This is a genomic window from Nocardia brasiliensis, from assembly GCF_042691675.1.
Taxonomy (GTDB): Bacteria; Actinomycetota; Actinomycetes; order Mycobacteriales; family Mycobacteriaceae; genus Nocardia; species Nocardia brasiliensis_D.
Map to the genome: position 1 here is coordinate 3,042,581 of NZ_CP170507.1, position 13,850 is coordinate 3,056,430.

Below are 13,850 nucleotides of genomic sequence, written 5' to 3' on the forward strand. Positions count from 1 at the left end.
GCATTGTCGAAATCATTGCGATGCAAAGGATTGGCTTACCTTTCTCCATTGCACCGGGCTGGGTAATTCATCGGACACGATGGAATTGAAGGGGATTCGCCTATGTCACGGTTGTTTGAAATGTCGGAATTGACGTATTCGACGACATTCGCGGCTGCTGTAGCGATATGCCTGAAACTGCTGATAAGAACTTCTAATTCTGTTATAAGCAAGTCTGATTCGGCGAGTGTCCGATTTGCAACGGCTGCGGCGAGGTTAGGGACTGTAATTTGCATCACATTGTCCGATTTGCTGGTAGTCGTCCGTTTGAAGCCGTGTTCGAATGTGTTGAGCGGGGCTAACTATCAGGATTCAGTGGGGATTGCCAGAAGATCCAGGAGTTTGGATGTTCGTGTCAACGCTCGGCAGGCTGCAAGTCAACGTGGATGACGATGAGATTACGCCGACGGCGCCGAAGTTGCGCAGTCTGCTGGCCGTGCTCGCGGTCCGGCGAAATCGCATCGTGCCCACCGGCGTGCTGCTCGAAGAACTGTGGGACGAGGAGGCGCCGATCAGTGCGCTCGCCACCCTGCAGACCTACGTCTATCAGCTGCGAAAGCTGCTGCAGGCGCACGGTGCCAATGGCCGGGACGTGCTGCGGACGCATCCGCTCGGCTACGAAATACGGTTGGCCGACCACGAACTCGATATCGCGGTATTCGAGCAGCTCGCCCAGCGCGCACGTGACCAACTGGCCGACGGCGCGGTGGCCGAGGCGCTGTTGTCGGCGTCGAAGGCTTCGGCATTGTGCACCGGCACCCCGTTGTACGACATCTGCGCCGGTCCGATCCTGGAACCGGAGATCAACCGATTGCGTGAGTCGTTGTTGCAGGTCACGCAGTTGCGGGTGGAAGCGCGCATGCGGCTCGGCCATGATCGCGACCTGATCGCCGAACTGAAGTTGCTGTGCGGCGAGCATCCGTATCACGAGGGACTGCACGCCAATCTGATGACCTGCCTGCACCGATGTGGCCGCCGGTCGGAGGCGCTCGAGGTCTATCACCTGCTGCGCTCCAACCTGAGTGCGGAGCTCGGCATCGAACCGTCATCGGCGATTCAGGAATTGCAACGCGGATTGCTCGATGGCGCGATCGAGTCGCCGGGCGCCGACGATGTCCGCAATACCGTGGCACCGGCCCAACTTCCGCGCGATTTGTCTGATTTCTCCGGACGGGCCGAGGAAACCGAACGTCTCATCGAACTGTTCACCAATGAGGGCGCTGCCACGGCGGTCGTGGTCACGGTTACCGGTGGGCCGGGAGTCGGTAAGTCGGCGTTGGCGATACATGCCGGGCACAAGGCGCGCAGTTGCTTTCCCGATGGGCAGTTCTACGCCGATCTCCGGGAAAACGGGGGCGGGCCCAGCGGAATACTCGGCCGTTTTCTCAGGGCGGTGGGATTTTCGGCGGATCGACTACCGGATGATCTCGACGAACGCGCGGAATTGTTCCGCAGTTGGGCGGCCGGGCGCCGGGTTCTGATCGTACTCGACAATGTCACCGCCCGTGCCCAGATTCGACAACTACTAGCGGGTGGTCCCGGAAGCGCGGTGCTGATCACCGGCTCCTTTCATGCCGTCGCGGGTCTGGAAGGCGCGGTCCCGTTCGAACTCGACGCACCCGACGCGCAGCAGAGTCGCGAGATCCTGTCGTCGATCATCGGCGCGCAGCGCGTCGCTGTCGAAAGTGACGCCGCGGAACGGGTCATCGCGTATTGCGATCGAATTCCATTGGCGTTGCGCATCGTCGGTGCGAAACTGCTCACCCATCGATTGCTCTCGCTGTCCACGCTCGCGGACCGCTTGTCCGATCCACGGCGACGGTTGCAGCAATTGCAGTTCCTCGACTGGAACATGGGGCAGTCGGTCGCGGCGAGCTACCGGGAGCTGGACCCGCCCGCCCGTGCGCTGCTCGACGCCGCGGTCGCCGCCGGACTGAGCAGCCTGACCATGCCGCGGGCCGAGCAACTGTGCGCGGCCGAACAAGTGTGTGCCGACACGGCGGTCGAGCAGCTGATCCAGGTCGGGCTCGTCCGATGCGACTGGGGCGTGGGCGGGGTGGACAGCGTCGACATTCCCGAACTCGTTGCCTGTCATGTGAGCTCGCTGCTCAGCCCGAACATCGAGGCCCGCTACGTGGGCGCGCTGTCCGGCCCTACCATCGAAGCCTGCTAGCGGGCGGCGTGTAGTGCGCCCGCCAGGGCGCCGAGTGTCGGTGCGGCGAAGAACATCTCATGCGGTATCGCGGTATCGAGCGCGGCTTCCAAGCGGGCGTGCACCTGCACCAGCTGCACCGAGGTGCGGCCTAGATAGGTGATGGGGGTGTGGGTGGACAACCGCTGGCCGGTGAATCCGTCCAGGGCACCGATCATGCGGCCGAGGATTGCCGTGGCCTCCGGGGGGAGGTCCGGTGTGCGGGTCGTGTCGTCCGGTTCGGTGCGGGCGAGATCGCGGGTGTCGTCGATGAGTGCGCGAACGTCGGTGCCGCGGCGGTCGATACCGATCTGGTAGTCACCCGCGGGGCGGCGCAATGTCTCGATGGTCAGTTCGGTGGCCTGGCTCGGACTCAGTGCGAGGAAGCCACGCGCGGCGGCGGCGGTTTCGTAGCGGTTTCCGATGTTGACGCCGGTATCCCGCCACAGACTCCAGGCCACCCTGGTGACCGAGAGTCCTTCTCGCCGCAGTGCTTCGGCCAGCGCTCTGGACAGTGCGTTCGTGGCGGCATACGCCGCACAACCGGCGGCGGGGAAGTCGCCCATCAGCGAGGAACCGATGATCAGGTGCGCGCCGTGACGTCGCCGGATCAGCTCGGCGGCCACCCGGACACCACGAATATGGCTGGTGGCAGTGAGCTCCCAGTCGGTTGGCAGTTCCTCAGCGAGTGGGCGCATGCGGTATTCGCCCGCCAGATGGATCACGCCGTCGAGCGGTGCGGCCCATTGTGTTTCCGCCGCCGCGACGGCTGCTGCCACCGCCGCGTGGTCACCGATATCGATGGCGGCGTAGTCCGCCTGCTCGGCAGCGTCCCGCAGTCGACGCCAATTATCTTGCCTGGCGGCACTGTTCGGCCCATCGAGTGGTGTCCGGCCGAGCACGAGCAGCCGGGCCCGCAGCGTGGCGGCGAGGCGGCTCAGCAATTCAGTGCCGATGCCGCCCGCTCCACCGAAGACGACATAGCGGCCACCGGTCCGTAGTGGCCCGAGATCGGTGACCGGAGTTTCGACCCGTCGCAACGCGGGCAGGTATGGATGTCCTTGCCGCCACGCGATTTCGGGGTAGGCGGTGCGGTGGTCGGCGAGCGCGTCGGCGAGGTCGGTCGCGCAGGTGGCGGCGTTTTCCTCGGCCAGGTCGATATGCACCGCCCTGCTGCGGGGGTGTTCCCGGCGATAGACGGCGGTGATCGCCGCCGTTGCCGCGGCCGAGACCGCACCGGATTCGGCACCGGTGATCACGTGAGCGCCCCGGCTGACCGAGATCAGTCGAGGTTCGCCTGCTGTGCAGCTGCGGATGGCGCTCACCAGATGTCGTGCACAAGAGTCTGTTCCGGGCACCGAGCTCCACAGGTACAACACGGTCTCCGGCGCGCTGAGCTCGGAGCTCAAGGCGTGCCAATGCTCGTCACGATCCGGGTCGATGACGTAGCCGTCGTCGGTGCGCCGGAATGTCGAACCCTTTCGGACGAGGGTGTACTGCCCCGGTACCCGCCGGACGAAGTGTTCGGCGACGCCGAATTCGTCGGCGAACAGCACAGCGGTCCCTCGCAGGCCGGTGTCGGGGCGCGGGGCGGGCGGCACCGGCGCCCACCGGGTGACGTAGACGCAATTCGGTGTCGCGCCAGGCGCATTCCCCATTCCAGGGGCGGTGCGGCCGATCAATTCTCCGGCCGCCAGCCGCCGTGCCACCACCGCGCGCTGCACCTTTCCGCCTGTCGTGCGCGGGAATTCGGACTCGGTGACGGCGGCGATCATGGCAACCGGTAGACCGAGCCGGTCGGTGACCGCCGCCGCGATCCGGTCCGCGATCCGATCCTGGTCCGCGGAGTTGGTCGGCACGTAGCAGATCGCGAGCAGTTCGGTGCCCACCTCGGGATCGGGGATGCCGACCGCAGCGGCGAAACCACGTCGGACGCCATCGATGTCGTGCACCACCTCCTCGATGGTGTGGCTGTGATGCTTGGCGCCGTTGATCACGACCACCTCCTTGGCCCGGCCGGTGATCACCAGCTTGCCGTCGGCCAGAAACGCGAGGTCGCCGGTGTCGAACCAGCCGTCGGCGGTGAAGGCGGCGGCATTGGCCTCGGCGCTGTCCAGGTAGCCGGGCGTCACCCGCCGGCCGCGCACCTGTAGGCGGCCGACCGTGTACTCCCGCACAGTGTTTTCCGACGTCGGCACCGCATCGTCGACGATCCGTAACTGGCTGCCCGGCGCGGGCGCGCCCATGCTGACGTACTGGATCCCGTTGTGCGTCACGATGTTGTCGGCGGCGCAGAAATACGCGCACGACGCGGCCGTCGCCGTCTCGGCCATACCCCACATGTGTACGACATTCGCCGCGGTGATGCCGAATCGCGCCATCTGCCCGAGGAATTCGGTGACCACCGCCGGAATGCACTGTTCACCGGCATTGAGCAAAGTGCGCAGCGCGGACAGGTCCCAGTGCCGTTCCGGGGACTGCTCGAGCGCCGCGGTCAACATGCGATAGCCGAAGTTGGCCGACCAGGTGTGGGCGACCTGGTGTCGCTGCAGTACGTCGAGCCAGCGCAACGGATCCGCGGTGATGTAGTCGGTCGGCGCGTGCACGCCGGTGCAGCCGAGCACGGCATCGCGCAACAGGTACATCACCAGGGCGGGCGCGTGGTCGAAGGGAAGCCAGTTGAAGCTCGTCTCGCCACCACGGATCAGGTCGAGCTGGCGGGCGGCCAGGGCATTCTGGACGATCGCGCGATGGGTGAGCTGGATCAGCTTGGGGCGGCCGGTGCTGCCGGAGGAGAGCACCAGCAAGGCGACGTCGTTCGGGTCCGGGTCATGTACCGCTATATCCGCTGTTGCCGTTGACAGTTCGGCAATGGTGAACGCGACAACCGTACTGAGACTTTCGGCGACAAGGGACGAGGTGAGAACGGGAGCGCCGGACAGCCGTGCGGACAGTGCGGACAACGCGTCCGAATCGTCCGGCTTCGGTTCGGGCATGGTGACCGGAATCAGCCCGCCGAGCAGGCAAGCCCACACCGCGACCACATAGTCGTTCAGATCGCGTAGGGCCAGCACGATATTGGTGCCGGGGCCGAAACCGTGGCCGTGTAATCCCGCCGCGACCCGGAGTCCGTGCTCGAGCAGGTGCGCATACGACCGGTGGGTGTCCCCGTCGGGTCCGGCGACCACCACGCTGTGCGCAGTGGTGGCCGCTGCGCACAAGGCTTCCGGAAGAGTTAGGGGATCGGTCGGGGCCACAACGAGTTCCGGGCCTGTTGCCTGAGCGGGCGGGCGATTCTCGGGCACATCGGGATCCCGCGTCGGCCGAAAGCCGCTGATACGCCGGTATTCGAGCGGGTATCGCACCGGGACCCAGTTGTCGGCTGAGCCGGGCGCGGGCAGCGCGGCCGGATCTGGGTTCCCGTTCGGCAGCCGCGGAATTCGGCGCAGCACACGGACCGTGACGCCCGGCATCCGACTCAGCTCGCGCTGCACATGCACCGCATCGGCGTCGGCGGTCGTGACCACGTAGAGCTGGGAGGTACCGGGAATCGTGAGGCAGTCCAGCACATCCGGACGCGCGAGGACACTGCGGACGAGTTCGACGCTCATCGCGGTGCGGCGAGATCGTCGCGTGCCCGCGCCGGTGCCCAGTCGTCCCGAAATCGCTGTGCCGACCATTCCGAGACGACCCGCTGCCACAGCTGCGCTCGCTCATCGGGCGAGTCGGTGACCGCGAGGTGAAAAACCGTGGCCAGTGTCGTGAAGTAGTCGTCCTGGTTCTCGATCGTGCGAATGGTGCGGCCCGCGGCGGTGACCCGGGACAGCTGGCAGCCGATCAGCTCGTCGAAGCCGGATTCGTCATGGCATTTCACCCATCCGTAGCGGAAGAAGATCGCCATATCGGTTTCCGCCATGCGGGTGTACGTGTCGGCGACCTCGTCCAGTGCCAGTGCGGTCTCCGCGAAATCGACACCGCGGCAGGATTCACGGCGGTCGTAGTCGAATCGCCACCAGCGCGGGTCCAGGTCGGAGCGGCGCAGCCGGTAGCGGAAGTCCCCACGCTGGTACTCGCCTGCGACGAGGGGGAGTGGTCGACCGAATCCCTCGCCCGCCCCGACATCGAGCAGCCAGCGGCCCTCCGGATTGTCCGGTGTCGGCAGTTGATCGACGGTCAGCACGACATGCGTTCCGGTGGGTGGTTGGGCGGTCGCGGCGAAGCGGCTCTGCGTGGCGGCCGGATGTAGACGCGCACGGTATCCGAGGCGGTCGAGCAGCCAGCCGAAGGCGCCGTTGAGGTGGTAGCAGGTGCCGCCGAGGCCGTGGTCGACTATCCGAGTGACGGCGTCGTCCACCGCGATGGACGGTGTGTGCCACAGGGTTTCGAACGGGATGTGCGCGGCGTGTGCGGCGTGCAACTCGGCCAGCCCGGTCGCGGAGCACGGTGGGGCGGCATCGAATCCGAGTCGCCGGAGATACGCACCGACGCGTGCGTCATCAGTGGGCGCGGGCATGCTCGGCCTCCTTCGTCGCGACTGTGCACCGGTCCAATTCGGCCAGCCAGTGATCGCGCAACTGCTCGACGCGATCGCGGGTGAGAATGTCGGTGCGGTACCAGAGCCGTCCGCTCGGCCCTTCACCCGACCACACCTCGAGGGTCAGTTCGTAGGAGGATTCCCGCTTCGGCCGGTGCAGGTACTCGACCTGCGCACCGGCCAGCGCGAGTTCGACGCTGGCACCGCTCTGGGCGACGAAGCCGACCTGGCAGAACGGCATTCGCCGTGGATCGCGGTCGGGGTCGAGCCGAATGATCTGTTCCAGCGGCATGAACTGAGAATCCATCGCCCGCATCAGCCCGGTCGCCGCGGTGGCGAGGTCGGTGTGCGGATCGTCGTGCCCTTCGCGCTGGAACCGCAGGGCGATCGCCGAGGCGAAACAGCCGATGGTGTCCATACTCGACGCGACACCGCGGCCGGATACCGGCACACCGATCGCGAAATCGTCAGCGCCGGTTAATGTTCGCACTGCTCGCGCCCAGGCGGCCAGCATGATGATGCTCGGGGTCGTGCTGCCGACATTGCGGAAGGCGTTGTCGGGCAAGTCGAACCAGAGTTCGTCGACGGTGCCGACAGTGAGTTCGGCGGTGGCCGTGTCCGGATGCGGCAGCGGCAGATCCGGCACACCGACCAATTGCCGTCCCCATTGCATGAGTTCGTCCTGGTCCGTTGGCCCGGCCAACTGTTCCTGCTCGGCCCAGCAGGCGCGGAAGCTGGTCGGCGTGCGGGTGGGGATCGGTTCGCCGGTGCGTTCGCGCGTGTAGGCCGCACCCAGTTCGGTGCAGAGCACTATCGCCGACCAGCCGTCGAACGCGGTGTGATGCACGCTCACCACCAACAGGTGGCGATCGGCCTCATCGGTGCACAGCAGTGCGCGCATCGGCAACTCGGTAGCCAGCGCGAACGGTGTGGCAACGAAGTCGCGGACGACCGCGGCGTCCTCGTCGGGGGCCCCGACGAGTACGGCAAGCACTGATGGTGTCGACTCCGGCGCGGTCACCTCGATTCGGGTGCCGCGCTCCCCGACACGGATTATCTTGCTGCGCAGGGCTTCATGGCCCGCGATCACCCACTGCAACGCCCGGTCCAGTGCGTCGGGCGACAGCTCGCCGGTGATCCGGAAGACGAATGTGTCGATGCCGTCCCGGTAACCGGGTTGCTTCTGCTCCCGATACCAGAACCGCCACTGCGGCACCGGGAGTCCGGCCAGCCAACGAATGCCCGAAGTGTCGGCCTCGCTCATCACACGGCCTCTACCCGGTGGCCCGGTACGCCGTCGCGTGCGAGCTGTTCCAGTTGTTCGACCACGGCGAGCGGAGTCGGCCGCGCCAGCATATCCGCGCGCAAATCACTTGCGGCGAGGCGGAATTCGTCCTCGAACAGGCGCTGCACGGCGGCGTCGATATCGGTGTCGGCGATGTCGGCGCCGGGCAGGTTCAACCCGGCGCCGCTGTCGCGCACCTGGTGGCCGTGGAAGACCTCATCCGGCATCTGCGAGATGACCAGCTGCGGCACACCATTGATCAGCGCGGTCATCACCCCGCCCGCGCCGCCCTGGTCCACCAGCACCGAGCAGGTCGAGGCGAGGGCGTCCAGCGGAACCGGCCCGAGGTGGACCACGTTGTCCGGCACGTGCTCGAACAGCTTGCGCTGATCGTCGGTGACGGCGACCGCGAGTTCGACATCGCGGCGGGCGAGCGCGGCCACCACCCGTGGCGCGAGCACCATGTGATCGAAGCCGAGGCGGCTCTGGGATGTCCCCCAGGTGATGCCGATCCGGGGCCGCTCGGGTGGCGTCAACAGCCACGGCTCCAGCACCGCGGGGCCGTTGTAGGGGATGTAGCGGATCGGGCTTCGCGCCTGGCCGTCGGCGATCTGTAACCGGGTGGGTGCCGGATCGAGAGTGATATCGCCGTTCACCCCGATCCGCGTCAGACCGTACGGCGCCGCGAGGTCGCCGATGATGTCCTGTTCGAATTCCGCGATGGGCGCGGTGAAATCGATGCTCCACAGATGTCGGACGGTGGGTACGCCGAGCAGCGTTCCGATCAGGGGGCCGACGAACCCGGCCGGTTCGAAGACGACCAGGTCGGGACGCCAGCGCTCGGCGAACGCCACCGCGTCGGGTGCCTGCGCCTTGGCCGCGGCGGCCGCGAGCCGGAATCCGTTGAGCCGTCGTCGCCTGGCTCGTTCCGCGGCGACGGTCGGATCGGCGCTCGGTGCGGGCGGCGTGGGTTTCCAGGCGCGTTCGGCCAGTTCCTGGCGCAGCTTCGCGTAGGAATCGAAATCCGGGCCCGCGCCGAGCGCGGGCAGCCCGGCGCCGACGATCGTCGGCACCAGATCCGGATTGCTCACCACCACGACGTCATGGCCGCTCGCGCGCAACGCCCAGCCGAGCGGCACCATGGGGTGCAGATGGCCGGGCATGTTCCACGTCGCCAACAGGACGCGCATCTTCGCCTCCATCGGAGAGATTCGCGGCCGAATACCCGGCCCGCGAGAGTCCGTGCGCACAGGGTCCGTCGGTGCGCTCGAAGATCGCTCCAGCAGCGCTGTGTGTCCCGGCGCGCGGCGCGCGGGTCCGGCTGTCCTGAGATCCGATGCGCCGGTGTCGAGTACGGCACGGCCGATCCTCTAGTGCGACGGCGAATCGTTCGAGCGCGGCAGTGCCCGGCGCGAGGAGGAGGTTTGGATGCGGCTTGCGGTGTTTCTGTCCCCGCGGCACGCTCTGCGCATCGCCTCGGCCGCCGAACAGCTCGGCTTCGAGTACGCACTCGCGCCCGAGGGCTTCCGTGGTGATGCGGCGAGCGTGCTCGGGGCGGCGGCAGCGGTCACCACCCGGATCACCCTGGCTTCCGGCTTGATGCAGGCGCCGCCGCGCAGCCCGGTGCTCACCGCGTTGACCGCCGCCACCCTCGACGAACTCTCCGGCGGACGCTTCCACCTAGGACTCGGCGTGTCCGCCGCCGAGGTATCGCGCGGCTGGTATGGGGTGCGGATCGAACGCCCGCTGTCCTGGCTGCGGGAGTACGTGGAGGTGGTGCGGGCGGCGCTGTCCGGTGCACCGGTGCGATACGCGGGCGACCATTGGCGGCTGCCGCCGGACTCGGACGATGACGCGGCCGTCGCGCACTTGCGCGCGATCGAGCCACGTCCACAGCTGCCCATCCTGCTCGGCGGCGTGGGTCCTCGCGCCATCGAACTGGCCGGGGCCATCGCGGACGGCTGGATCGGCGCGTTCTGCTCACCCGAACGCATCGCGTGGGCGATGGACCACGTACGCGCGGGCCGCCGGAGTGCGGGGCTGGATCTCGACGGATTCCGGGTGCTGCCCTCGGTCCCCATCGGTCTTGGTCCCGACCCCGAAGCCGCTGCCATCGGATTGCGGCCCTACTACGCGAACTTTCTCGCGCTCGGCCGTGGTGCGGGCGCCTACGCGACCGTGGCGACCATCATGGGGTACGGCGAATACGTTCAGCAGGTCCACCACCTGGTGTCGATCGGGGATCGGGCCGCCGCGGCGGAGGCGGTTCCGCTCGAGTTGATCCAACGCACTGCTCTGCTCGGCGACGAAACCACCATCGCTGCCCGCATGGGGGATTACGCGGCAGCGGGTGTGACCACCTTGGGCCTGACCGTGCTCGCCCCCGGCTTCGATGATCAGCTGTGCACGCTGCGGGTTGCGGCGCGCGCACGCGTTCTTGCGCAAGGGGTTCGCTCGTGAAAGGGGCAATTGCCGATCAGGCGCTGTTGACCGGTGCCGACGCCGCGCCGCCCGAAGACTGGCCGCGCACGCTGCCTGCCGCGCTGGAACGGGCCGCGGGCACGGTGAGCCGGGGGATCACCTATGTCGATGAGGAAGGGCGGGAACGGTTTCAGAACTATCGGCATCTTCTTCGCGCGGCGAGATCGTCGGCGCGGCGACTTGCCGAGCGGGTAGCGCCTGGCACGCCCGTGTTGATCGCCGCCGGTGACGCCCGGGTGCAGCTGACCGCGTTCTGGGGATGTGTGATCGCGGGGGCGGTGCCCGTTCCGATGGGGGCCACCGGGGCGCTCGGTGACGCGGCGGCGGGCGGCGAGCGTATTCGTGCCGCGCATGAATTGCTCGGTGGCCCATTGGTTCTGGTCGACGAGGTGGTTGCCGCCGTTGCTGTCGCGTATCAGGTGTCGGTCGATGGGGACGGGGATGCGTGGAATGCCGATGGGCGGTCGTGGCATGGCGCGCCCGAACTGCCTGCCGCGCCCCGAGTAGCGCAGGATGTCGCGATCGGACTGCTCACCTCCGGGAGTACGGGCAAACCCAAATGCGTCTTGTTGACCCACGCGGCCTTGGCTCATCGGGCTTGGGCCGCAGCCGAATTCAATGACTTGCGGGCCGACGATGTGGCCTTGAACTGGATGCCGCTCGACCATGTCGGTGGCATCGTGATGTGGGTTGTGCAGGCGGCGTTTCTCGGGTGTTCGCTCGTTCAGGTGGATACCGCGCGCGTGCTCGGTGATCCGCTGACCTGGCTGGATCTGCTGGAAGCGCATCGGGCGAACACGACCTGGGCGCCGAATTTCGGTTTCGCGCTCGTCTGTTCGGCGCTGCGCCAGCATCCGGATCGGCGGTGGGATCTGCATCGGCTACGCCATGTGCTCGATGGTGGTGAGGCCGTGGTTGCGGCGGTGGCCGACGAGTTCCTTGGTCGGCTTGCGCCGTACGGGCTGTCGGTTGATGCGTTCTGTCCGGCTTGGGGGATGTCGGAAACCGGTTCCGGCGTGGTGTATTCGCGTTTGTCACGTGATGCCGAGAAGATCGCCGCGGTGCGGGTGCGGATGGATGGGCCGGACCAGCGGGTGTGGCGCGACCCGGATGTCGCGGCGTCGGACGTTCGCTCGGAATCCGCTGCGCCGCGAGTCCGGTCGGCTGCGGATGCCAAGAGCCAGGACGGGTGGCTGGAGCTGGCGGTGACCGGTGTGCCGGTGCCGGGGGTGCGGATTCGGGTCGTCGGACCCGACGGTTCGGTGCTGCCCGAGGATCGGCTCGGCACTGTGCAGGTGGGTGGCGCGACGCTGTTCGCAGGCTATTACGGCAGGGCACCGGTCGAGGGCTGGTTCACCACCGGTGACCAGGGGTTCGTCACGGGCGGAGCGCTTGTCGTCACGGGGCGAAACGATGATGTGGTCGTCATCAACGGCGTCAATATTCCGTGCCAGGAAATCGAAGCGGTGGTGGAGCGCGTCGACGGCGTGCTGGCGGGGTATGCGGCCTTCGGGGTGATCGAGGTGCCCGATGGCCCGCCGCGCCGGGTTGTGTTCGTCTGCGTGCGTGGCGGTTTCGAAGTTGCCTCGCGGATTCGCGAGAGTGTCGCGCGGCGCTTCGGGTTCGCGGTGGACGAGGTGCGGGTCCTACCCGAGGCCGAATTTCCGCGCACCAGCTCCGGCAAAGTGCAGCGTGCACGACTACGCGCGGATCACCGTGCGAGCCCGGCGGACGTATCGCCGCGGCCTGCCGCCCTGCCCGACTCTCGGCGAGATCCCTTGGCCGCGACGGTATCCGAGGTATGGGCGGGGCTGCTCGGTCTCACGGCCGCGCCGCGACCGACCACATCGTTCTTCGCCTCGGGCGGTACCTCGATGTCGGCGGTGCGCTGTGTGGCGTTGCTCGGTGCCGAACTCGACCGGCGGGTTCCGGTGGGCCTGCTCTACGAGCATCCGACCTTCGCGGAATTCGTTGCCGCACTGGGCGACAGTGCACGGCTGCCGCGCTACCTCATCGGCACCACCGCGGACAGGTCGCTCGTCGAACAAGGGGACCGACATGACTGAGGCAGTTCCGGCGTTCCCGCTCCGCCGTCCGAACCCGTTCGACCTGCCCGCCGAGTACCGGGAGATGCGCGAGGCGCAGCCGGTGCGCTGCGCCCGGCTGCGCAACGGCAAGCCGGTGTGGTTGGTGTCCCGCTATGCCGATGTCCGGGCCATCCTCACCGATCCCGGTATCAGCGCCGATCGGGCCGCACCGGGTTTTCCATTCTTGACCGAGGAATCCGAATACCTGCGCCATATAAAGGTTTTCGTCGGCATGGACGCGCCGGAGCACGGACCGAACCGGCGCATGTTCGCGCCCGAGTTCACCGCGCGCAATGTCGCCGCGCTGCGCCCCTACATTCAGCGCTGCGTCGACGAGCGCATCGATCGGCTCGTCGACACGGGCCCACCCGCGGATCTGGTCGCCGCGCTGGCGCTGCCGGTGCCCGCGCTGGCCATCGGCCGCATACTCGGCGTGCCCTCGTCCGATTCGGCTCTTTTCGAAGAGCTGACGGTGCGGGTGATCACCCACGGCGGCGCCGAACCCTTCGAGGCGCTGGTCGACTACGTCAAACAGTTGGTGCGCGCCAAGCAGGGCTCAACCGACGCCGATCTGATCGCCAGAGTCCTGCGCGAGCATGTGGATTCAGGCGAGCTGGAACTCCGCTCGATGACGATCGTGCTCATCCTCATCCTCCTGGCCGGTTACGAGACTACGGCCAACACCATCTCCCTCGGCGTCCTTGCGCTACTGCGTCATCCGGAGCAGTTGGCGGCCTTGCGCCGCAAGCCCGCCGCGATGCCCGCCGCCATCGCCGAACTACTCCGATACACCTCGGTCGCCGAACTCGCCACCTGCCGGACCGCCACCAGGGATATCGAGCTCGCCGGAACCACCATCAAAGCCGGAGACGGCGTCATTCCCTTGGCAGCCTCCGCCAACCGGGACGCCTCGATATTCCCGAACCCCGACGTCCTCGACATCCACCGCGACGCCCGCCGCCACCTGGCCTTCGGACACGGCCCCCACGCCTGCATGGGCGCGGCCCTGGCCCAACTCGAACTGGACATCGTCTTCACCACCCTCCTGACCCGACTCCCCGAACTGCGCTCGGCCGGCGAACTACCCGACACCGCAGTCAAATACGACTCGGTCCTATTCGGCCTGCACACCCTACCGATCACCTGGTGACCCGAAGCCCTGATTACTTGTGTCGTGAACGTCCACCCGTGCACTGGCACCATTGTTTTGTGGATCTGCCGCCTACCGGCAGA

Annotated in this window: 8 protein-coding genes; 4 read left to right on the forward strand and 4 right to left on the reverse strand. The window is 67.3% G+C overall.

What is annotated here, in order from left to right:
- Positions 1-385 precede the first annotated feature (385 nt).
- Entirely contained in the window at positions 386-2,212 is a 1,827-nt protein-coding gene (locus ACFK0J_RS14205; RefSeq protein WP_378740222.1) for a BTAD domain-containing putative transcriptional regulator, read from the forward strand.
- Here the strand turns inward: ACFK0J_RS14205 and ACFK0J_RS14210 are convergent.
- The 4 genes from ACFK0J_RS14210 to ACFK0J_RS14225 are packed head-to-tail and all read right to left on the reverse strand — an operon-like array spanning position 2,209 to position 9,239.
- Entirely contained in the window at positions 2,209-5,841 is a 3,633-nt protein-coding gene (locus ACFK0J_RS14210) for an SDR family NAD(P)-dependent oxidoreductase (RefSeq protein ID WP_378740224.1), read from the reverse strand. The genes ACFK0J_RS14205 and ACFK0J_RS14210 overlap by 4 nt on opposite strands.
- On the reverse strand, positions 5,838-6,743 hold the full coding sequence (locus ACFK0J_RS14215) for an arylamine N-acetyltransferase (protein ID WP_378740226.1): 906 nt from the start codon (positions 6,741-6,743) through the stop codon (positions 5,838-5,840). The genes ACFK0J_RS14210 and ACFK0J_RS14215 overlap by 4 nt, the downstream gene beginning before the upstream one ends.
- Positions 6,727-8,028 (reverse strand): condensation domain-containing protein, encoded by a 1,302-nt coding sequence (locus ACFK0J_RS14220; protein WP_378740228.1) that lies wholly within the window; start codon positions 8,026-8,028, stop codon positions 6,727-6,729. Before ACFK0J_RS14220 ends, ACFK0J_RS14215 begins: the two co-directional genes overlap by 17 nt.
- Positions 8,028-9,239, reverse strand: a complete 1,212-nt coding sequence (locus ACFK0J_RS14225; protein WP_378740230.1) for a nucleotide disphospho-sugar-binding domain-containing protein — start codon at positions 9,237-9,239, stop codon at positions 8,028-8,030. The genes ACFK0J_RS14220 and ACFK0J_RS14225 overlap by 1 nt, the downstream gene beginning before the upstream one ends.
- A gap of 238 nt (positions 9,240-9,477) precedes the next feature.
- On the opposite strand from ACFK0J_RS14225, the gene ACFK0J_RS14230 reads away from it, so the two are divergent.
- The 3 genes from ACFK0J_RS14230 to ACFK0J_RS14240 are packed head-to-tail and all read left to right on the forward strand — an operon-like array spanning position 9,478 to position 13,767.
- Positions 9,478-10,509 carry an LLM class flavin-dependent oxidoreductase gene (locus tag ACFK0J_RS14230; protein WP_378740233.1) on the forward strand — a complete coding sequence of 344 codons (1,032 nt, stop codon included), beginning with the start codon at positions 9,478-9,480 and terminating at the stop codon, positions 10,507-10,509.
- Positions 10,506-12,596 (forward strand): AMP-binding protein, encoded by a 2,091-nt coding sequence (locus ACFK0J_RS14235; RefSeq protein ID WP_378740236.1) that lies wholly within the window; start codon positions 10,506-10,508, stop codon positions 12,594-12,596. Before ACFK0J_RS14230 ends, ACFK0J_RS14235 begins: the two co-directional genes overlap by 4 nt.
- Positions 12,589-13,767 carry a cytochrome P450 gene (locus ACFK0J_RS14240; protein WP_378740238.1) on the forward strand — a complete coding sequence of 393 codons (1,179 nt, stop codon included), beginning with the start codon at positions 12,589-12,591 and terminating at the stop codon, positions 13,765-13,767. The genes ACFK0J_RS14235 and ACFK0J_RS14240 overlap by 8 nt, the downstream gene beginning before the upstream one ends.
- The last annotated feature ends 83 nt before the right edge of the window (positions 13,768-13,850 follow it).

Excerpts from the sequence above, each read along its gene's own strand:
- ACFK0J_RS14205 (WP_378740222.1), top strand. The coding sequence starts at position 386 with ATGTTCGTGTCAACGCTCGGCAGGCTGCAAGTCAACGTGGATGACGAT.
- ACFK0J_RS14230 (WP_378740233.1), top strand. The coding sequence starts at position 9,478 with ATGCGGCTTGCGGTGTTTCTGTCCCCGCGGCACGCTCTGCGCATCGCC.
- ACFK0J_RS14210 (WP_378740224.1), bottom strand. The coding sequence starts at position 5,841 with ATGAGCGTCGAACTCGTCCGCAGTGTCCTCGCGCGTCCGGATGTGCTG.
- ACFK0J_RS14225 (WP_378740230.1), bottom strand. The coding sequence starts at position 9,239 with ATGCGCGTCCTGTTGGCGACGTGGAACATGCCCGGCCATCTGCACCCC.
- ACFK0J_RS14220 (WP_378740228.1), bottom strand. The coding sequence starts at position 8,028 with ATGAGCGAGGCCGACACTTCGGGCATTCGTTGGCTGGCCGGACTCCCG.
- ACFK0J_RS14240 (WP_378740238.1), top strand. The coding sequence starts at position 12,589 with ATGACTGAGGCAGTTCCGGCGTTCCCGCTCCGCCGTCCGAACCCGTTC.
- ACFK0J_RS14215 (WP_378740226.1), bottom strand. The coding sequence starts at position 6,743 with ATGCCCGCGCCCACTGATGACGCACGCGTCGGTGCGTATCTCCGGCGA.